Below are 19,165 nucleotides of genomic sequence, written 5' to 3' on the forward strand. Positions count from 1 at the left end.
TGACCCGCAAATAAAGCGACTTCGGCTATTCAATAGAATGAAACAATCATTAGAAAATTCTCGTGGAATTATAATTCCATTTCTGCTAGCCCATGTCAATCGGATAAGCTCTCCCCGAAACGCATATTTTCCGACTGGATGATGCGTATTGCGGGCAGAACTTTGCCAGCATGTATGGTGTCAGCGCTTGGGAGGAAGGCATGGCAGTCGTTACAGGTCTGATCGGGTCCGGCTTTATGGGCAAGACCCATGCGCTGGCGCTTGCCAACGTCAATCGCATCTTCGACCTGCCTTTGCAGGTCGAGTTGCACACGCTGGCCGATATCGATGAAACAACCGCTGAGAAAGCCGCAAGACAACTGGGCTTTGCCCATGCGACCGGCAACTGGTGCGACCTGATTGCCGATCCGACAATCAACCTTATCGATATCACCACGCCCAACCGATTTCACAAGGAAATGGCGCTGGCGGCGATTGAAGCAGGCAAGCATGTTTATTGCGAAAAGCCACTTGCCCCCAGCGCAGCCGATTGTCTGGAAATGACGCTCGCGGCGGAGAAGAAAGGTGTCCAGACAGCCGTTGGTTTCAACTATCTCAAGAACCCGATGATCCGGCTGGCGAAAGACATTATAGACAGCGGTGAAATTGGAGAGGTCCGGAACTTTCGCGGCATCCATGCGGAAGATTTCATGGCCGATGCGCGCATTCCATGGACATGGCGACTGGACCCGGCTGGCGGCGGCGGTGCCCTTGCCGATATAGGTAGCCACATCATCGCTGCCGCGCGCTATCTGGTCGGCCCGATTGCCGAAGTCATGGGCAAGACCGTCACCGCCATTCGCGAGCGCCCGGACAGCGCCGATCCTTCACAAAGCAAGCCGGTTGAAGTGGACGATGTCTGCCATGCCATGATCAGTTTTTCCAATGGGGCGACCGGGACGCTGGAAGCAAGCTGGATCGCCAGCGGGCGCAAAATGCAGCATGACTTCGAAATCTCCGGCTCGAAAGGCGCGATCTTTTTCACGCAGGAGCGGTTCAACGAGTTGGACCTGTTTCTTCATGCCGACAAAAAAGGCCAGCAGGGTTTTCGCAAGATTTTTGCCGGTCCCGACCACGAACCCTATGGTTCGTTCTGCGTGGCGGCGGGACACCAGATCGGTTTCAACGACCTCAAGACCATCGAAGTGCGCGACTTCCTGCTGGCTATTGCTGGCCATAAAACCGGACATGCCGATTTCCGTGAAGGTTATGAAGTGCAAAAGACGCTGGAAACGATCTACGGTTCGGCGCGGGAACGCCAGTGGCGCAGAGTTTAAGCGCGGGACTTCGTCTGCACGATGAACTGCCCGTCGATATGCAGGATATGCGCCTCGATCCCGTAAACCTGCCGCAGCCGCTCCGGCGTCAGCACGTCCTGCGGCGGGCCATCCGCCGCAAGACGCCCGTTCTCGAGAATGATCAGCCGCGTGCAATATTGTGCCGCAAGGCCAAGCTCATGCAGCGAGGCGATCACCGTTCGGCCTTCCTGCGCAATTGCGGCAAAGTTTTCCATCAAGGCCAGTTGATGCGACGGATCAAGCCCGGCGACCGGCTCGTCGGCGAGGATCACAGGCGTATCCTGCGCCAGAACGCGGGCGATCAGCACCCGCGCCAGTTCACCGCCGGAAAGCGCGTTGGCTGGCCGCTCGGCAAAGGCTTCCACATCCATGCGCTGCATCGCCGAACGGATCAGCGCTTCATCGCCAGCGTCCAGCGAAGCAAAGCTTGGCTTCAGCGCCGACCGTCCCAATGACACCAGCATATGCGCGGAAACCGGCCAGGCGACATCGCGCTCCTGCGGCAGATAGGCAACCGCACCAGCTTTGTCGCGGGCGTTGAAATTGGCTATTCCTCGTCCATCGAGTGAAACCGCGCCATCTGCCCGAACAAGGCCGAGCATTGCTTTCAAAAGCGTGGTTTTGCCTGCGCCATTGGGTCCGATCAGGCCGATGAACTCGCCGGGGCCTGCATCGAAGCTGACGCGATCCAGCACGGTTTTCCCGCCCAGCGACACGCTGATATTTTGAACCGAGAGCACCGTCATACGAGTTGCCTGCGATATTTGAACACCAGCCACAGGAAGAATGGCGCGCCGATCAGGGCCGTGACGACGCCGAGCTTCAGTTCCCGTCCCGGCATGGCGACCCGCACCACTATATCGGCAGCAAGCAGCAAAGCCGCACCGCCCAAGCTACTCGCGACAAGCAGCCGCGATGGTCGCGCCCCGACCAGCGGTCGCAGCAGATGCGGCACCACAAGACCGACAAATCCGATAGCGCCCGCCACTGCCGTCGAAGCACCGACACAAAGCGCTGTGCCCAACACGGCCAGAAGCTGCGCGCGGGCCAGACTGACACCCATGCTGGCCGCTGCATCGGCACCGAGCGTCAGGCTGTCGAGCGCCCGCCCCAGCGACAGAAGCATGATCCAGCCAATGATGATGAACGGAACCACCAGCATCACATGGGTCATCGAGCGGTCTGCCAGCGAGCCGAGCATCCAGAACACGATTTCCATCGCTGCGAAGGGGTTGGGCGAAAGGTTGAGCGCCAGAGCAGTCAGCGCTCCGGCTAGGCTGGTCACCGCGACACCGGCCAGAATGACCGCCAATGTTCCGGCATTGCGCCCGGCCAGAAGCTTGACGAGAAAGACCGATGCGAATGCACCGGCCAGCGCCAGCAAAGGCAGGGCCAAGGGAAACAGCAGCGACAGCCCGGTATAAATGGCGATGACTGCGCCAAGCGAAGCCGAAGCGCTGACGCCGAGCAATCCGGGTTCTGCCAGCGGGTTTCGCAGATAGCCTTGCAGGGCCGCCCCAGAAAGCCCCAGCGACGCGCCGATCAGCAAAGCCAGCAAGGCGCGCGGCAGGCGGATCTCACGCATCACCAGCACGATGGCATCGCCCTCGCCGCTGAACAGCGCCCGGAGACTGTCGCTCACCGCAATATTGGCTGGCCCGGTCAGCAGCGACCACGCGAAAAGGACCGCCACAAGCACGGTAAGGCTGACGAGCAAAAGCACGAAACGAGTGTTTTCAGTCACGCGCCGCCTCGCCAAGTTTTTCCACCGCCTCAACACTGAACGGCCCGCCGCAAACGGTCAGATTATCGGGAAGCGTCATTGCTTTCGCCTCGCGCTCCAGCGCCTGCAAAGCCGGATGCCGGAAATTCTGGAAAGCCAGCCCCGGTGCGCGCTCGCTTGCACTGAGGACCAGCATATCTGGCTTTTCCATCACCAGCATTTCGAGAGGTAGCGCCGCAGGTCCGTTCACGCCAGCGCGGTCGGCGATATTGTCCAGCCCTGCCCGCTTGACCGCCTCGTCAATCAATGTGCCGCGCCCGGATGTGTAACTATTGGCGAAATAAAGCGCGACGGTCTTGCGTTGCTGCGGCTTTTCTATTGCCGCAAGTCTAGATCGCATGGAGGCGACCAGCGCTTCCGCCTGTTCTTCGCGTCCAAGCAACGCGCCCATCCGCCTTAGATGCGCTTCGATATCGTCAAACGAGCGCGCAGGCGTGAACTGTTCCACATGCAGGCCAAGCCTGCGCAGAAGATCGACCGTCACCTGCGATGAAAATGTGCCCGCCAGCACCAGATCGGGCTTCATGAGGAAAATCTCCTCTGCTTCAGCCCGATTAACCGGTATTGTCGCCGCCTGCACAGCCAGCACGGAAAGCTGCGGATCGCGCGACAGACGGGAAACCGACCGCAACTGTCCCGGCGCGGCCAGAAGCATGGCCAGTTGATCGGTGCAGACATTGATCGACACCACGCGCTGTGGCGGTGCAGCCTTGGCAGAAGAAAGAGCGACCGAAACCATGGCTGCCAGCGCCATAAGCCAGTTTGCGCCAAGGATCGTCGCTCTCGTCATCCGTCGATAAACCCTCAGAAATTCCGCGTCAGACCGATGTTGAAGGTACGGCCCGGCGCAATATAACCGGAGGTCGTCTGGTAGTCCTTGTCAAAGATGTTCTCGACCGAGAACTTCAGCTTTGACTGCTTGTCGACGGCATAAAGCGCCACGAAATCGGCGGTCACATAGCTGCCGAGCTTCCGCGTATTTGCGGCATCGGCATAGCGCGAACCGCCATAGAAGACGCGGCCCGTCAGGTCGAGACCTTCGAACGGCGTATAGTTCACTTCGGCGGTCGCCTTGAAACGTTCGCGATAGGCAAGATCGGTGTCGTTTTCTTCATCGATGGGTCGCTTGAAGTCCAGCACCCCCTTCACGCCCCATTGGTCATCGAAGCGATGCGCCAGCGTCGCCTCGAAACCTGTCACCTGAGCGCGCGCCACATTATAGGGCAGATAAGAAGGCGCGGTACTCATGATCGCATCGCGCAATTCATTGCGATAAAGCGCAAGATCAAGGCTGGTCGCCGCCGAAATCTGCCAGTTCAGCCCCACTTCATAGGAGCGTGACTTTTCCGGCTGCAGATCGGGATTGGCGAAACCGGGATAATAAAGCTCGTTGAATGTCGGCGCACGAAATCCGGTCGCATAGGACGACCGCACAACGAGGTCGGGTACAATCTCATAGCTCGCACCAATATTGTATGTCGTCACGTCGCCGAATTGCTGGTTGTGGTCGTAACGCACACCGCCATCGACGCGCAGCGCTTCATATTCCAGCGAATACTGCCCGAACACCGCCGCCAGATTGCGCCCCGTCTCGTCATAGGCGACGGTGGAATCGATCGTCTCGCGATAGGCTTCGACACCGCCGGTCACGACATGCTTTGCCTTGCCCGTTTCGAAACTTTTCTCGGTGGACGCGAAAACGCCGTAGCGCTTGGTTTCATAACGGTCGGAGCCGGAGACGCCCTTGCGGAAATCACGGCTGCTATCGATGCCCGAGCTGAACTCGACTGTCGAAGACCAGTCATCCGCGTGATCGATCCGCGTGCCGATCTTGCCAGAAAAGGCTGTGCTGTAGCCCTGATCGGCGGACGGATATTCGGAATCATACTGATTGCGGCCCCGGCTCAAAAGCCCGTCCGCATAGATCCTGCCCCAGTCAAAATCTTTTCCGAGCGAGAAGTTGAGCGAGCCTTGCAGGAAACCATCCCGGTCCGGTTCGTGTCCCCACGCATCGGGGCTGGTGAAATCATAGCCCTCGGTGCCGGTGATCGCCGCACCAAAGGCATAATCGACACCCGCAGCGCTCTGCCCTTGCACCGAACCGGAAGCATAGCCGCCCCAGGGATGGGTGACGCCCGTGGACAGGCTGCCGCACCATGAGCGCTCGCCACAAGCCCCGCCCTGCTTGGTGATGATGTTGATGACGCCGCCCATCGCATCCGCACCATATTGGGCCGAATGGCCGCCCTTGGCGATCTCGATGCGCTCGATGGACGTCAGCGGTATATTGGCCAGCGCCGTGGTTCCGTCCGTAGCCGATGCCGTGCGGACGCCATTGACTAGTACGACCGTCTGCTTGGACGACATGCCGCGCATATAGATGTCCGACTTCGACCCCTGCCCGCCATTCGCCTTGATCGAAACCCCGCTATAGGATTTCAGCAGTGATTGCAGATCGGGGGCCGCCGAACGCTCGATTTCAGCCGTGTCGATGACCGTTACCGACGAGGTGGATCGCTGCAACGACGTTGCGCGACGAAGCGGCGTGACAACAATCGTATCGAGAACCACGCTTGCATTGGCATCGCCCGCGCCGCTGGCGGTTTGGGCCGATGCGGCAAGCGGATTTGCAGCCGCAAAAGCAGCCGTCAGCAAAATGGATAATTTTGGAATATGCACCTGTATCGTCTCCTGCAAGGCGATATCGCCTGACCGCAGGTCGAAGAAATGGGGGATACCCTTTTCCCGTTCCGGCGGCAACATTTGTCCAATGTCACCGCTACGGAAAGCCGCGCCCCGACACGCCCCGCGTCGAAACTAGGTGACCGGATGCGGCAGGTCTCCTGACTTCCGGGTCGCCGCTGTTCTTCCGCCTTCCCGAGTGCAAAAACTGCTCTCAGTGGCTTGATCGCCTGAGCGATTGTGGAAGATAGCTCTCCGGTTACAGTTGCGGGGGCAGTCGCAGAATTGGCCAGATGGCCTCACCGCGTTCCCTTTTCATCCGCCTTTTACAGCGAAACCGTTTCCTGAAACGAGCCCTAGCAAGGCCGAGGCGGATTCGCAATGCGCCAAAAAGCGCGCTCCCCTGAATCGCATTCTCAACGAAGCGATTCAGGGCATTGTTTTCAAACATCTTTGGTTAGAGCATTTCCAGCCAAAGTGCGCAGCGCCTACGCGGGGAAATCGGTTCAATGGACTGATTTCTGATCCCGCTCCGATGCGCAGGATAATGCGTCAAAACGAATGGATAGAGCGGTTCCCACCGCTCTATCGCAGGAATGCCCGGAAGCGTTGCAGCGCGAAGTAAAACAGCACCGAACCGATGACGATCAGGGCCAGAAATTGCGGCCATACCACGCCGATCCCTGCCCCTCGGAACAGGATCGCCTGCGCCAATATGACGAAATGCGTGTTTGGAGCTACCAGCATGATGTTCTGGATGATGTCCGGCATGCTTTCCCGTGGCGTCATGCCGCCGGAAAGCACCTGCAACGGCATTAGCACCAGCATCAGCAACATGCCGAACTGCGGCATGGAGCCTGCAACCGTTGCCAGAAAAATGCCGAGGCTGGTGGTTGCGAAAAGCTGCAATGCGGCGCCAGCCAGAAACAGCAGAACCGATCCATAAATCGGCACCGCTAGCAGACCTTGCACTACAAAGATCAGCGCAAAGGCCGAAGCGACCAGCACGACCAGCCCCATGGACCAGACCTTGCTGACCATGATTTCAACCGGCGTCACCGGCATGACGAGCAAATGCTCGATGGTGCCATGCTCGCGCTCGCGGATCAGCGCAGCACCCGTCAGGATGATCGACAGCATGGTGACCGACGAAATGACATTGTTGATCGCGCCAAACCAGCTCTTGTTCAGATCCTGATTGAAGCGGGATCGCAAATTGAGATCGACCTTCGTATCCGCCGTGCCGCGATAACGGTTCAGGAACTCGTTCACCTCACTGGAGACGATGGACTGAACATAGCCACCGCCCGTAAAGGCCTGACTCATGCGAGTTGCATCCACATTGAGCTGGATGGTCGGCGAGCGCCCGGCCAGCAGATCGCGCTGAAAATTCGGCGGAATGTTCAGCGCGAAAGTGTCGAGCCCTTCATCCATGCGGCTGTCCATCTCGTAGGAAGAAATGAGTTTGGGCGGCACGAAATAAGGCGGGTAGAAAGCCGAGGTGATACGGTTTGAGACCGGCGATTGGTCTTCATCGACAATCGCGATAGCCGCATTGCTGAGATTTTCGGGCTGGGCCCGGGCAGAGGTATAGACCGCAAGCGTAAACGCATAGACGATCAGCAGCAGAAGCATAGGATCGCGGGCGAGACCGCGCAATTCCTTGATACCGAGCTGGAATATATTGGCTATCCGCATCTCAGCCCGCCTGTTTCTTGAGAAGGAGAATGGCCAGCACCATCAGCACCGGAATGGCGATCAGCAAGGGTATGAACGACCCGGCAAGATCGCCAAAATCAAGCGCCTTGGAGAAAACCCCGCGCGAGATGGTCACGAAATAGGTCGTCGGGTAAATCTTGCCGATGAATGCGCCCGCACCCTGCAATGACGAAACCGGATCGATGATGCCGGAATATTGCACCGCCGGAATGAGTGTCAGCAAGGCCGTCCCGAAAATGGCGGCAATCTGGCTGCTCATGAAGGTGGAAAGCACCAGACCCATGCCGGTCGCGATGATGACATAGAGCAGCGCCGCCGCTGCATAGGTGAGGAAACTGCCGGTAAACGGCACCCGGAAGATGAAGACAGCAAAGGCTGTCAGCATCAGGAAGTTGAGGAAGGCGAGTGCGATATAGGGCAATTGCTTGCCGAACAGGAACTCGAATTTGGTCACCGGCGTCACATAGAAATTGATGATAGAGCCCAGCTCCTTTTCGCGCACCACGCTCAAAACCGCGAGCATGGCCGGGATCATCAAAAGCAGCATTGGAATGACTGCTGGAACCATCGCCACCAGACTCTGGACATCGGGATTGTAGCGATAGCGAATTTCCAGATTGAAATTGCCGACCGTCGCCGCATTGCCATAAAGCTCGCGCGCCTTTTGCGTCAGCCAGTTGGCATGCATGCCTTGCACATAGCCGCGCACCGTTTCAGCGCGGGTGGGCATGGCACCGTCGATCCAGGCCGCCACCTCGACAGGCCGCCCATGCGCGATATTTGCGCCGAAACGTGGCGGTATCTCGATGGCAAGGCTAATCTCGCCGTTGCGCATCCGCCGGTCGAGATCGTCATAATCGGTAATCGGCGGCATTTCAGTGAAATAGCGCGACCCGGCAATCTGCTGCGTATAATCGCGGCTGACCGTCGTATCGTCGCGGTCCAGAACCGCAAATGTCAGGTTTTCGACATTGAGATTGATGCCGTAACCGATCACAAACATCAAAATCACCGTACCAAGAATGGCGAGTGTCGCGCGGATTGGATCGCGCTTCAATTCCAGCGCCTCGCGCCGTGTATAAGCCAGCATGCGGCGCGGATTGGGAAGCCAACTCGGTTGAGGCTTGGGAGGACTGACGGCAGCCTGAACCGGCGCTGGTGCCTCTTCCGTAACAGGTGCTGCCGGTTGCGGCGTCTCGCCGATGGCTTCGGTCAGATAGGCGATAAAGGCTTCTTCCAAGGTCGCCGCATTGCGGCTTGCCGTGATCGCTTTCGGCGTGTCGCTGATCAGCACCTTGCCCGCATGCATCAATGAAATGCGGTCGCACAACTCCGCTTCATTCATGAAGTGGGTCGAGACGAAAATCGTCACATTATCCTTGCGCGACAGGTCGGCCAGAATTTCCCAGAAAGCATCACGCGCCACCGGGTCCACACCGGAAGTCGGCTCATCGAGAATGAGAATATCCGGCGAATGAATCAGCGCCACCGCCAAAGACAGGCGCTGGCGAATACCAAGCGGCATGGAATCCGGCAATTCGTCCATCACTCCGGACAGATCGAAACGCTCGGAAAGTTCCTTGATGCGCCGCGCGGTCAGTTCCGGCTCCATGCCGAAAAGCTTGGCATGCAGTTCCAGATTCTGGAGAACCGTCAGCTCGGAATAAAGCGAAAAGGCCTGCGACATGTAGCCGACGCGCCGCCTGATATCGATATCCTTCGGATCGACCTCGCGCCCGAACAACCGTGCAATGCCGTCGCTGGCGGGCAGAAGGCCGGTCAGCACCTTCATGGTGGTGGATTTGCCGCAGCCATTCGAACCGAGGAACCCGAAAATTTCGCCGCGTGGAATGCGGAAGCTCACATTATCGACCGCCGTGAAATTGCCGAACCGAACCGTGACATGTTCGGCTTCAATGGCGATCTCGGCATCGGCACCCGGCGCGCGCGGCGGAATGACGATTTCCTTGTGCCCCTGCCGCAATTCCTCCGGCAGCAAAGCGATGAAGGCCGCATCGAGATTGGGCGTTTTAGTGCGTTCGAGAAGCTCCCGCGGCGTGCCCGTTGCCAATATCTGCCCGTCATTCATCGCGACAAGCCAGTCAAAACGCTCCGCTTCCTCCATATAGGCGGTCGCGACGATGACACTCATCCCCGGACGGTCCTTGCGGATATCGTCGATCAGTTCCCAGAACTGCCGGCGCGACAGGGGATCGACGCCAGTGGTCGGTTCATCGAGGATCAGCAGATCAGGATCGTGGATCAGCGAACAGCAGAGGCTCGTCTTCTGTTTCATGCCGCCCGAGAGCTTGCCTGCCGGGCGATCCGCAAAGGGTGACATGCCAGTGCGCGCCAGAAGATCGGCAATGCGTCGCTCCCGCTCCTGCCTGTCATGGCCGAACAACCGTCCGAAAAAATCAATATTCTCGAAAACCGAGAGCGTCGGATAAAGGTTCTTGCCAAGACCTTGCGGCATATAGGCGATGCGCGGATAGGCAGATTCGCGATGCTTCCGATCGGCAATATCGCCGCCCAGCACCTCAATGTGGCCTTCCTGCATGCTGCGCGCGCCTGAAACCAGCGACAGCAGGCTCGATTTGCCGACGCCGTCGGGACCGATCAGGCCGATCATGCGCCCTGCGGGGATATCGAGATCAACATCGCGCAGCGCCTGCGCAGCGCCATAGGACAATTTTACGCCCTTTGCGCGAACGACAAAACTGTCGCCTCCCGCCTCAGACTGGACCGAAGCGTCACTCATTTTACGGTTTCCGCGAGGTTCTTCGGCCATTCAGCAGCGGGGTCAAGCTTCACATAGGCCATGCCCGGTAGCCCGGTCTTCACCTGCTGGATATATTTCTGAAGCAGTTCCGGCGAAATCTTTGCCTTGACGCGGAACATCAGCTTCTGGCGTTCCTCCTCGGTTTCAACCGTCTTCGGCGTGAACTGCGCCACATCGGCCACGAAGGAAATCGTGGCTGGAATGACATATTGCGGCGCAGCATCCAGCACGATGCGGGCTTCGGCGCCGATTGCGACACGACCGGCCTGCGCGGTCGGCAGGAAAAACGTCATATAGACATCGCCAAGGTCAACGAGGTTGAGAACGCGACCGCCAGCCGAAAGGACTTCGCCGGGCTGGGCAACACGATATTGCACCCGCCCCGCCGTTGGCGCGACCAGCGTTGCGTCGTTGATATCCGCCATGATGCTGGCAATCGCCGCCTTGGCGGCTTCCACCGATGCCTCGGCATCGACAACCTGCGCCTTGGCGGCATTGATGGCCGCGTCGCTTGCCGCAAGCTGCGCCTTGGCAGCCTCGACCGCTGCCTGCGCGCCTTGCGCACTGGCGCGGTCATCATCGAGAACCTGTTCGGAGACGGTTCGCGATTGGGTCAACGCCTGCGAACGTGCCAGACGCCGCTGTGCCGCATCGAGTTGCGCATTGCGCTGGGCGACCGTCGCCTGATTGGCGGCAAATTCCGCCTGTCGCTGTATGACGAGGCTCTGCGCCGTCTCGATGCCGATCTGCGCCCGGCGCAATTGCGCTTCCGCCTGTGCGCGCTGGCTTTCCAGCTGATCGGTATCCATGCGCGCAAGGATATCGCCCTGTTTGACGAATGAACCCTCATTGGCAAGTATTTCGCGGATACGACCGGGGCTCTTGGTCGAAATATCGATCTCGGTTGCTTCGATACGGCCATTGCCCGAGGCAATCCCATCGGGCAATCCGCTGCCGTTCAGCGCCTTCCAGGCATAGTAACCACCAGCAGCCAGCGCCACCACCACTGCAGCCACAATCCATTGCTTGCGGTTGGAACTCATGCGAAACACCCTTTTTGCAATATCTACGACAATGCCGGCATTATTCCCGAGTTAGTTCAAGGCATTGGCAGGCGATCCCCATTGTCGGGCTGTTCGCAATCCCACCGCCCCGCTCGATAGTCATCGGAGAACCATATGGTTGAGGATATGGAACAACTGCACAGGTTGACAACCAGCGAATGCTAATAAACGCGGGATAAAGTAAATGCCGTTGCGGCCCTGCTTATAGGCCGCGAATTTCAATCGCTTTGACCTTGATCAATAGACGCTAAAATACTGGCAATTTCTTCAAAATACTCGACCGACGAGAAGCGCGGGTGCCGATTTGGTGAAATAGAGGGGCAACGCCGACAGCACCCGCTGGCTGTCGAAAACGGCGTTACGAAAGATCGCGCTGGTATGCGCTCGACAGATTTGATGAAGGCCGGGATGCCATTTAGGGCCGGACATCCCGGTCGCCGATTCTGGTGGAAACCAGCAACGGCAGAAGCATTAGCAACTCTGCGGGAAGCGCACTTTGATCAGGATCAAAGATGCGCGGTGAAACGCGCTATTTCTGGCCGCACTTGCCCCACGTCTTCTTCAAATAATCCGATACGTTCTTCAGTTTTGGGTCGGACAGAAATCCCTGTCGAAACAGGATGCTGCCCTTCACTTCCGGCAGCGACTGGTTCAGTTCCAGCTGGCGCTTGATCTCGCTTAAGCCGCCACCTGCCTGCCAGCCCGGCTCCGACGCGGTTGCGGTTCCGGCGCGATAAAGCGCCATGCCGATGTAAAGATCAGTCTTGGTGCCGCGCACCGTATCCGCCCACCATTTGACGATCGTGTCGTAGGACACGGCCTTGCGTCCGAACGACCAGTAAACCTGCGGCGCGATATAATCGATCAGGCCGTCCTTGACCCAGCGTCTCGTATCGGCGAAATCGCCGTCATAATTCGTCTTGCCCGCGCGCGTGGCAGACCCTAGCGGATCGTCGGCCTTGTTGCGCCAGACCCCACCGGGGCTGATGCCAAAGCGCACATTCGGCTTGATCGACTTGATCTTGTCGGAAATTTCCTGAACCAAAGTATAGGTATTGTAACGTCGCCAGTCATATTTGCTGGCAAAGCGTGTACCGAAACGCGCATAGGTCTTGTCGTCATCGAGAGGCGAGGACGCGGTTTCATAATAGAAATAATCGTCGAACTGGATTCCATCGACATTGTATTTCTGCACGACCTCGGCGGTGATGTTCGTCACCCATTGGCGAACGGCGGGAATGCCGGGATCGAGAACATAGCGATCCGCCGACACGCCGACCCAGCTTGGATGCGTCTTGTAGACGCTCGGCGGCGAATCCTTGGACGAGTTCTTCAATTCCTTGCGCGTGGATGCCTTGACGTCCATCGAAACCCGATAGGGATTGAGCCAGGCATGCAGTTCGATGCCGCGCTTGTGCGCCTGCTCAATGGCAAACTGCAACGGATCAAAGCCGGGGTTTTTGCCGAGCGTCCCGGTCAGATAGGACGACCACGGCAGATAGGATGACGCATAGAATGCATCCGCTGCTGGCGACACCTGAAACACCACCGCATTGATTCCGTGTTCCGACGCCTCGTTGAAGAGGTTCGCCAGCTCCTGTTTTTGCCGCCGGATGCGTTCATCGTCATTTTCGATTTTCGTTGACGCCCGCGATGGCCAGTCGAGATTGAGAACCGTGGCGATCCAGCTTGCCTGAAACGCATCGCAATGGGGTGATATGGGCGGCGATATGTCGAGAGGCATGGGCATTCCGCTTTTGATTTTGCATTTCCAGCCGCAAACAATGCGGCCAAGGCTTGGATATGGTTCTTATAGGCGTTAGCTTAAAGCAGAATCTGGAGAAGCGAGGAAACATGTACAAGAATATTATCGCCACGACCGATGGATCGGAATTCGCCGAGCGTGGTCTCGTGCATGCATTCCAGCTGGCCAAGGCCGTTGGGGCCAAGGTTACGGTTGTGACGGTCACCGCACCTTATTCCGTGTCCGGCCTGCCCGGCGGTTGGACCGACAGTCCGGCTTTCATCGAACGTTTCGAACAGGAATGGAAGGATTTCGCCGATACGACACTGATACGCGCGCGCGAACTGGCAGTCGAGGCTGGCTGCGAAGTCCACACGCTGCATGTGGTCGAGCAGCACCCGGCAACAGCCATCATCGAATCCGCGACCGAACTGGGCAGCGATTTGATCGTCATGGCATCCAACGGACGGCGCGGTTTCAAGGGCCTGCTGCTCGGCAGCCAGACCTATGAAGTCGTTACCCGCAGCACGATTCCGGTGCTTGTCGTTCGATAAGTGAAGGATGATCGAAGTCGCGGCGATCAGCTTGTTTGATGACCGCTGGCGCTCTCAATATCCACCCGGAAGAAAACCGGCTCCAGCTTGCGGGTGTCGCCTTCCTTGGTGATGGTCTTGGTATAGGCCGGTTCCCACCAAGTCGGCTCAGCAGACATGATACTGACGATGGCCGCCTTCTCGTCTTCCCGCGCGATCTCACGATAGCGACCGTGCAGCACCACGGTTTTCCATTCGGTGCGGGATAGAATGTGGTCGAAGAGGATGCAGACAGCATTGTTCTTGCGCATCGCTTCGGTCTTCTGCCCATCGGTCGTGAAGGAATAAAGCGACCCGCCATTGAAGCGGAAACTCATCGGCACAATAACCGGGCGGTCATCCAGAATATAAGCCAGCCGCCCCATATGCGAATTCTGAATCATGTCCCGAAGATCGTAGTCCGACATTTCCTTGATCAACATGGCGTATCGTCTCCTGAAAAAGCTTCCCCATACTCCTAATACATAGGGCGGTGAGCTTGCCTTGACAGAGATCAAGGAGACGAAAGGATTTGCGTCAGATGAAAAGCCGCCCCTCGGCGATCTTGACCGCCGTTCCACCAATGCGCGCGCCGGTCAGCTTCTGCCCGTTGACGTCGAGTTCAAGACGGATGAGCGACGGACGCCCCATTTCCATGCCCTGCTCGATCCACCATTGCGAACTGCCGTCCATCGGCTTATCGTTCTGCTGGATCATTCCGGCAAAGGCTGCAGCCGCCGAACCCGTCGCCGGGTCTTCATAGACATTCGCCCCGGTCACGAACATACGGGCATGATAATTGCTGTTGAACAGAATCGTCTCGCGGCAATAGACATAGATCGGCAGCGGACGCCCATCGACATGTGGCAGGTTCTCCGTGACATAGACCGGATCGATCGACACCTTGGCCGCAGCGATGAGATTGTGAACCGGCACGAGAAGATAAGGCGTTCCCGCGCTCCAGATGCCGGGCACATGATTCTCGAAGCCTATCTCATGCGTTCCAAGCCCGATGGCGGCGGCTGCTTCTTCTTTCTCGATGCGTATGTCGATCTTTTCCGGCAAGCGCGGAAGATCGAATTCGGCAAAGGCGCTGTTGTCACCCAGAATGACGCCACAGCGCACAATGCCCACCTTTTCTTCCAGCGCGACAAGCCGGTCGGCCTCATCGCCGGTGTTGCGACGGCGCGCCAGCGAAACGGCGGCGCCCACCGTCGGATGACCGGCAAAAGGCAATTCGTAATCGGGCGTGAAAATCCGAACCGCAGCCTCATGGGCGGGATTGGAAGGCGGAAAAATGAAAACCGTCTCGGAAAGATTGAACTCGCGGGCGATGGCCTGCATGCGGGCATCGTTCAGCCCTTCGCAGTCATGGACGACGGCCAAAGGATTTCCGGCCAGAGCTTTCTCGGCAAAAACGTCGAAAACCTCATAGAAACGGCCGGAAACAGCGGCTTCGCTCATCCCTCAATCTCCCCTCGACACTTTTCTGGAAACTATGATCAGTGTCTTTATATTCAACCATCATCTTAATAGAATTCTGTGCGAGCATAGCCAATTTATCGGCCCTGTCACTGCCAGTCTGGCTTATTTGTTCACTGTCTGAAATGCCAGTCGGCAAAAGCACGAACATAAGACGGTGTGGCATCGCCCATCATGCCCGCTGCCTTGATCGGGATAATCTCGGCCAGTTCCGGCTCAGCCTGCGCAGATACGAAATTTTCGATGCCGGAAACCAGCTCCCGCGACGGCGCATCGAAGCGATAGCGGCGGAACAGCGCGATGCTGCGATTGCCAGTCACCAGATTGAGCTGCACCTCGCCCTCAGCGTCGGCCAGATTGAGACCGGTTTCTTCACGCACCTCGCGCTGCATATTGGCGACGTAGTCCACCCGCCCGTCTACAATGTCGTTATCGTCGATTGAGCCTGCCGGAAAATAGATGCGCCCCCCACCGGCATTCTGCATGCCCATACGGGCCGCAATCAGATGTCCCTCGCATGAAACAATGACGCCCACGCCGAAGATATGCCATGGACGAACTGGCTCCGGGTCGTTGCGCCAATGCATCAGCGTCGCAAAGCTGCTGCGCTTGAAACCCGCCTTCAAGACACCATCGGCCAGCCGCGCTTCCGGCGCCAAAAAGATTTCGCCATCGAACAAAGCTGGCTTTGCGGCCTGCTCACGCTTCCAGTTCAGCGCAATTATCTGCTGATGCTGCTGCGTATATTCAAGCGGCCCTGGAACGACACGGACATCGGCATCATCGATGACATGAACCGTATTTTCCCGCACATGATCCATCGTGGTTCTATCCTGCCTCTCAGACAATATTCAGCGTCACGGCGACCGGGCAATGATCACTGGCCTTGGGCCGATCCCAGCCCGTGCGCGGATAGCGCTCCACCTGCTGATCCCGTGGAAACACCGTGCGCCATGGCTGGCCGCGCCGGACAATCTGCGGCACCGCGCTTTCGTTTTTCAAAGCAAATGATGGTGACGCCAGGATGTAATCAAGCTGACAAAGATGTCGCTCCTGTGGTCCGCGCGTATGATACAACGTCCAGCGATCCATGATCGGGCGGCGCTCCACGAGATTGACGGCAAAACCATCGCCAAGCAGCACATCGAGCGCGCTGTCCTCTTCCTGAACGGGCGTGAAGTCATAGCCGTTCCATTCATCGCCACCAATGACGATGCGCTCGCGATAATCGTTGAAATCGCCACAGATCAGCCAGCGCCGATTGGCAGCCTTGGCCGGTCCGAACTTGTCTTCGATGATGCGGCGGATCGCCTTCGCCTCGGCTTTGCGAACCGGGGATGAAGCGGTGCGCCCGTCAAAGCCGTTGCGCGCGCCGGTCATGGATTTGAGATGCGTCACGAAAAGCGAGAGCGGCTTGCCCGCAATACGCAAATCCACATTCAAACAATCCCGCTTGAAAATGCGGTCATGCGGCTCAATGCCAAGTTCTGCCAGAACAGGCTCGTACAGGCCGAAATCATTATAGGTCAGATGCGCGTGGCTCGTGACCTCGTCCACCTCTATAGGCTGGCCGTCGCGGGTCGTGTCCCGGATCATGACGGCCACGTCGATGCCCCGGCTGTCATTGCCGTCGATCAGATGTTTGTGCCGGTAGCCATGGCCGATCATCTTGAAAAGATAGCCATATTCGAAGGCGTTGAGCGCGGCCAGATTATCGACTTCCTGCAGGCACAGTATGTCGGCGCGCGTTTCGGCGATTGCGAGCGCCGTCATCTGCCTTGTGTCGTCGGCATGGGCGACAGCACGCGCCTGCTCCAGCAGACGGTATTGCGCCTCGTCACCGATTTCGAACAATTGCAGGCTGCGGTCCTGATGCAATTCATTGCGGAAGCCCGAAAAATCGAACCGGCGCATCAGATTCTCGACATTGAATGTGGCTATCGTAAACATGTGCGAGCAATCTCGCCAGTTGCATCGCGATTGGCAAGGACTTCTTGGCCGCGCCGGGAATTTTCCCCGAACGGATGATTTTGGAAGATGAAACACCCATATTAAGTGTATGACGACAGCGAATGCCCGCCTCCCATACATGAAAGGCAATAGTCGTAATGCTCAAGAAAACCCTGTGCGCAGCGATGATTTCCAGTCTGTTTGCCGTTGGCTTCGCTGCGCCCGCCGTGGCGGTCGAACTGCGCAAAACGCCCTATCTGCCATCGTTGCAGCCGACCAGACCGCCAGTCGTCAATCCCAATTCGAATACCAATCGACCCGGCCCGAATTCGCCGGGATGCTACGGCTCCGTCACCTGCCGCAACAGCGAAAACTATATCTCCGGTCAGGGTGTGTTGCGTTACAAGAACGGCGAGCCGTTGGACGTGCGCCCATCCACCCGCCCGCAGGTTAAGCGCTTCGGGCCGAGCGTCAATCACATGCAGTGGTGCTCAAACCGCTATCGCAGCTATCGCAGCTCCGATGATACCTATCAGCCCCTCGCCGGGCCGCGCACCAGCTGCAACTCGCCATTTCAATAAAGAAAGGCCGGGAAATTTCCCGGCCTTTGCTTTTTGTTCCCAGTTCTTATGCAGCAGCAGACTTGCTGTGCGTGCGGATCAGGCGGCCAAGCCGCATGATGCCTTCATCGATCATTTCGTCATTGGCGCAAGAATAGCTAAGGCGCAGCGTGTTCGCGCCGGTGGCATCGGCAAAGAACGCCTTGCCGGGAACGAAAGCGACCTTTTCAGTCTCAATGGACGATGCAAGCAGCTGCGCGCCATCCATGCCTTCCGGCACCGTGACCCAGATGAACATGCCGCCTTCAGGCTTGGTCCAGCTGGTGCCTTCCGGCATATATTTGGCAAGGGCTTCCAGCATGCGGTCACGGCGATGCTTGTAGACCTTGGCGACCTTGGCGACCTGTGCATCGAAGCCATGCGTCGCGACATGATAGATCGCGATCTGGTTGATGGTCGAGGAATGAAGGTCCGCCGCCTGCTTCATGAGAACGAGCTTGCGGATAACATCCTTCGAGGCAACCACGTAGCCGACGCGCAGCCCCGGTGCGAGGGTCTTCGAGAACGAGCCGCAATAGATGGTGCGGGTCTTTTCGATGTCGCCGCCATTGCGGGCGATGTCGAGCGAAAGGATCGGCGGGATGGCTTCGCCATTGTAGCGCAGATACTGATAGGCTGCGTCTTCAATGATCGGGATATTCAGCTCATCGGCTTCTGCCAGAAGCTTTTGACGGCCAGCCAGATCGACGGTCTCGCCGGTCGGATTGGCGAAATCGGCAGAAAGATAGCTGAACTTCACCTTGCCGCCAGCCTTTTCAGCGGCCTGCACATAGGATTCAGGCGTGCGGTTGCCCTTGATCGCCAGCGTGTCATAGGTCGGCTCATAGGCATTGAATGCCTGCAAGGCGCCGAGATAGGTCGGCGCAGTCACCAGCGCGGTATCATTGGGCGAAATGAACAGCTTGCCGAGATAATCGAGCGCCTGCTGCGAACCGGAGGTGATGAAAACATTGTCCTCGGTGCAGGGAATGCCGATCTTGGCCAGTTCGCCGACAAGCCAGGTGCGCAGCGGCTTATAGCCTTCCGATACCGAATATTGCAGCGCGGCATTGGCTTCCGCACCCGTCAGGGTTTCCTTGTAGGCAGCCTGAAAGGCGTCATGCGGAAACAGCGCCGGATCGGGAATGCCACCGGCAAATGAAATGATGTCCGGACGTTCCAGAAGCTTCAAAAGTTCGCGGATTTCCGATGCGCGCATGCGTTTGGAGCGCGTTGCAAAAACATTTTCCCAGTCCAACACGGGAAATCTCCTCAATTAGACTTAACCATCCATCTGATGGAATTCGTATTAGCCAGATCTCCTCAAACCCCAGCTAATAGGGCGAAGCTCTAGCGCAATTTTAGACCAACGAGAACAGCTTTTCCCATGCTTCTATGGAATAAAGCTATTCGAAATTCTTTTGGCCGTCGAAGTGCATGAAACGGAAAGC

16 protein-coding genes and 1 riboswitch are annotated in these 19,165 nt (G+C 57.8%); of the genes, 3 read left to right on the forward strand and 13 right to left on the reverse strand.

Translation table 11 applies throughout. From position 1 onward, the window contains the following. The first annotated feature begins 200 nt into the window (after nucleotides 1-200). The gene (locus tag ABWW11_RS08485) at nucleotides 201-1,316 is read left to right on the forward strand and encodes a Gfo/Idh/MocA family protein (RefSeq protein ID WP_109370258.1); all 1,116 of its coding nucleotides are present in this window, start codon (nucleotides 201-203) and stop codon (nucleotides 1,314-1,316) included. On the opposite strand, the gene ABWW11_RS08490 is transcribed toward ABWW11_RS08485, so the two are convergent. From ABWW11_RS08490 to ABWW11_RS08525, 8 genes are all read right to left on the reverse strand, one after another. Next, nucleotides 1,313-2,083, reverse strand: a complete 771-nt coding sequence (locus ABWW11_RS08490; protein WP_319080321.1) for an ABC transporter ATP-binding protein — start codon at nucleotides 2,081-2,083, stop codon at nucleotides 1,313-1,315. The two genes, ABWW11_RS08485 and ABWW11_RS08490, sit on opposite strands and share 4 nt — an antisense overlap. Further along, nucleotides 2,080-3,081, reverse strand: a complete 1,002-nt coding sequence (locus ABWW11_RS08495) for a FecCD family ABC transporter permease (RefSeq protein ID WP_109369353.1) — start codon at nucleotides 3,079-3,081, stop codon at nucleotides 2,080-2,082. Before ABWW11_RS08495 ends, ABWW11_RS08490 begins: the two co-directional genes overlap by 4 nt. Then, nucleotides 3,074-3,910: an ABC transporter substrate-binding protein gene (locus ABWW11_RS08500; RefSeq protein WP_109369354.1), complete on the reverse strand. Its 837-nt coding sequence runs from the start codon at nucleotides 3,908-3,910 to the stop codon at nucleotides 3,074-3,076. Before ABWW11_RS08500 ends, ABWW11_RS08495 begins: the two co-directional genes overlap by 8 nt. 14 nt (nucleotides 3,911-3,924) lie before the next feature. Continuing rightward, on the reverse strand, nucleotides 3,925-5,799 hold the full coding sequence (locus ABWW11_RS08505) for a TonB-dependent receptor domain-containing protein (protein WP_109370259.1): 1,875 nt from the start codon (nucleotides 5,797-5,799) through the stop codon (nucleotides 3,925-3,927). A gap of 137 nt (nucleotides 5,800-5,936) precedes the next feature. After that, nucleotides 5,937-6,159, reverse strand: a riboswitch (cobalamin riboswitch). A gap of 228 nt (nucleotides 6,160-6,387) precedes the next feature. Next, on the reverse strand, nucleotides 6,388-7,500 hold the full coding sequence (locus ABWW11_RS08510; RefSeq protein WP_109369355.1) for an ABC transporter permease: 1,113 nt from the start codon (nucleotides 7,498-7,500) through the stop codon (nucleotides 6,388-6,390). A 1-nt stretch (nucleotide 7,501) separates the two neighbouring features. Continuing rightward, complete coding sequence (gene rbbA, locus ABWW11_RS08515; protein WP_371830790.1) at nucleotides 7,502-10,312, reverse strand: ribosome-associated ATPase/putative transporter RbbA; 2,811 nt, start codon at nucleotides 10,310-10,312, stop codon at nucleotides 7,502-7,504. Further along, nucleotides 10,279-11,346, reverse strand: coding sequence for an HlyD family secretion protein (locus tag ABWW11_RS08520; RefSeq protein ID WP_109369357.1), 1,068 nt, complete (start codon nucleotides 11,344-11,346; stop codon nucleotides 10,279-10,281). The genes rbbA and ABWW11_RS08520 overlap by 34 nt, the downstream gene beginning before the upstream one ends. 550 nt (nucleotides 11,347-11,896) lie before the next feature. Further along, complete coding sequence (locus ABWW11_RS08525) at nucleotides 11,897-13,111, reverse strand: glycoside hydrolase family 10-like protein (RefSeq protein ID WP_235858885.1); 1,215 nt, start codon at nucleotides 13,109-13,111, stop codon at nucleotides 11,897-11,899. Nucleotides 13,112-13,221: 110 nt separating this feature from the next. Here ABWW11_RS08525 and ABWW11_RS08530 point away from each other — a divergent pair, with 110 nt between their 5' ends. Beyond that, complete coding sequence (locus tag ABWW11_RS08530) at nucleotides 13,222-13,665, forward strand: universal stress protein (RefSeq protein WP_109369359.1); 444 nt, start codon at nucleotides 13,222-13,224, stop codon at nucleotides 13,663-13,665. A gap of 26 nt (nucleotides 13,666-13,691) precedes the next feature. Here the strand turns inward: ABWW11_RS08530 and ABWW11_RS08535 are convergent, their stop codons facing one another. The 4 genes from ABWW11_RS08535 to ABWW11_RS08550 form a co-directional block, all read right to left on the reverse strand. Beyond that, complete coding sequence (locus ABWW11_RS08535) at nucleotides 13,692-14,126, reverse strand: pyridoxamine 5'-phosphate oxidase family protein (RefSeq protein ID WP_109369360.1); 435 nt, start codon at nucleotides 14,124-14,126, stop codon at nucleotides 13,692-13,694. Between the two features lie 94 nt (nucleotides 14,127-14,220). Further along, nucleotides 14,221-15,147 carry a PhzF family phenazine biosynthesis protein gene (locus ABWW11_RS08540; RefSeq protein WP_109369361.1) on the reverse strand — a complete coding sequence of 309 codons (927 nt, stop codon included), beginning with the start codon at nucleotides 15,145-15,147 and terminating at the stop codon, nucleotides 14,221-14,223. A gap of 131 nt (nucleotides 15,148-15,278) precedes the next feature. Beyond that, nucleotides 15,279-15,986 (reverse strand): NUDIX hydrolase, encoded by a 708-nt coding sequence (locus tag ABWW11_RS08545; protein ID WP_109369362.1) that lies wholly within the window; start codon nucleotides 15,984-15,986, stop codon nucleotides 15,279-15,281. A gap of 19 nt (nucleotides 15,987-16,005) precedes the next feature. Then, nucleotides 16,006-17,115: an endonuclease/exonuclease/phosphatase family protein gene (locus ABWW11_RS08550; protein ID WP_109369363.1), complete on the reverse strand. Its 1,110-nt coding sequence runs from the start codon at nucleotides 17,113-17,115 to the stop codon at nucleotides 16,006-16,008. Nucleotides 17,116-17,273: 158 nt separating this feature from the next. Here ABWW11_RS08550 and ABWW11_RS08555 point away from each other — a divergent pair, with 158 nt between their 5' ends. Beyond that, a complete protein-coding gene (locus ABWW11_RS08555) occupies nucleotides 17,274-17,696 on the forward strand; it encodes a BA14K family protein (protein ID WP_109369364.1) in 423 nt (140 codons plus the stop codon). 46 nt (nucleotides 17,697-17,742) lie between these two features. Here the strand turns inward: ABWW11_RS08555 and ABWW11_RS08560 are convergent, their stop codons facing one another. Then, nucleotides 17,743-18,975 carry an aminotransferase-like domain-containing protein gene (locus tag ABWW11_RS08560; RefSeq protein WP_109369365.1) on the reverse strand — a complete coding sequence of 411 codons (1,233 nt, stop codon included), beginning with the start codon at nucleotides 18,973-18,975 and terminating at the stop codon, nucleotides 17,743-17,745. Between the last annotated feature and the right edge of the window lie 190 nt (nucleotides 18,976-19,165).

Origin of the sequence: Brucella sp. NBRC 113783, from assembly GCF_040372265.1 — a bacterium.
GTDB classification, from domain to species: Bacteria; Pseudomonadota; Alphaproteobacteria; order Rhizobiales; family Rhizobiaceae; genus Brucella; species Brucella teleogrylli.

Coding starts and splice junctions, on each gene's coding strand:
- ABWW11_RS08485 (WP_109370258.1), top strand. CDS start 201: ATGGCAGTCGTTACAGGTCTGATCGGGTCCGGCTTTATGGGCAAGACC.
- ABWW11_RS08530 (WP_109369359.1), top strand. CDS start 13,222: ATGTACAAGAATATTATCGCCACGACCGATGGATCGGAATTCGCCGAG.
- ABWW11_RS08540 (WP_109369361.1), bottom strand. CDS start 15,147: ATGAGCGAAGCCGCTGTTTCCGGCCGTTTCTATGAGGTTTTCGACGTT.
- ABWW11_RS08510 (WP_109369355.1), bottom strand. CDS start 7,500: ATGCGGATAGCCAATATATTCCAGCTCGGTATCAAGGAATTGCGCGGT.
- ABWW11_RS08490 (WP_319080321.1), bottom strand. CDS start 2,083: ATGACGGTGCTCTCGGTTCAAAATATCAGCGTGTCGCTGGGCGGGAAA.
- rbbA (WP_371830790.1), bottom strand. CDS start 10,312: ATGGCCGAAGAACCTCGCGGAAACCGTAAAATGAGTGACGCTTCGGTC.
- ABWW11_RS08500 (WP_109369354.1), bottom strand. CDS start 3,910: ATGACGAGAGCGACGATCCTTGGCGCAAACTGGCTTATGGCGCTGGCA.
- ABWW11_RS08555 (WP_109369364.1), top strand. CDS start 17,274: ATGCTCAAGAAAACCCTGTGCGCAGCGATGATTTCCAGTCTGTTTGCC.
- ABWW11_RS08535 (WP_109369360.1), bottom strand. CDS start 14,126: ATGTTGATCAAGGAAATGTCGGACTACGATCTTCGGGACATGATTCAG.
- ABWW11_RS08525 (WP_235858885.1), bottom strand. CDS start 13,111: ATGCCTCTCGACATATCGCCGCCCATATCACCCCATTGCGATGCGTTT.
- ABWW11_RS08545 (WP_109369362.1), bottom strand. CDS start 15,986: ATGGATCATGTGCGGGAAAATACGGTTCATGTCATCGATGATGCCGAT.
- ABWW11_RS08520 (WP_109369357.1), bottom strand. CDS start 11,346: ATGAGTTCCAACCGCAAGCAATGGATTGTGGCTGCAGTGGTGGTGGCG.
- ABWW11_RS08550 (WP_109369363.1), bottom strand. CDS start 17,115: ATGTTTACGATAGCCACATTCAATGTCGAGAATCTGATGCGCCGGTTC.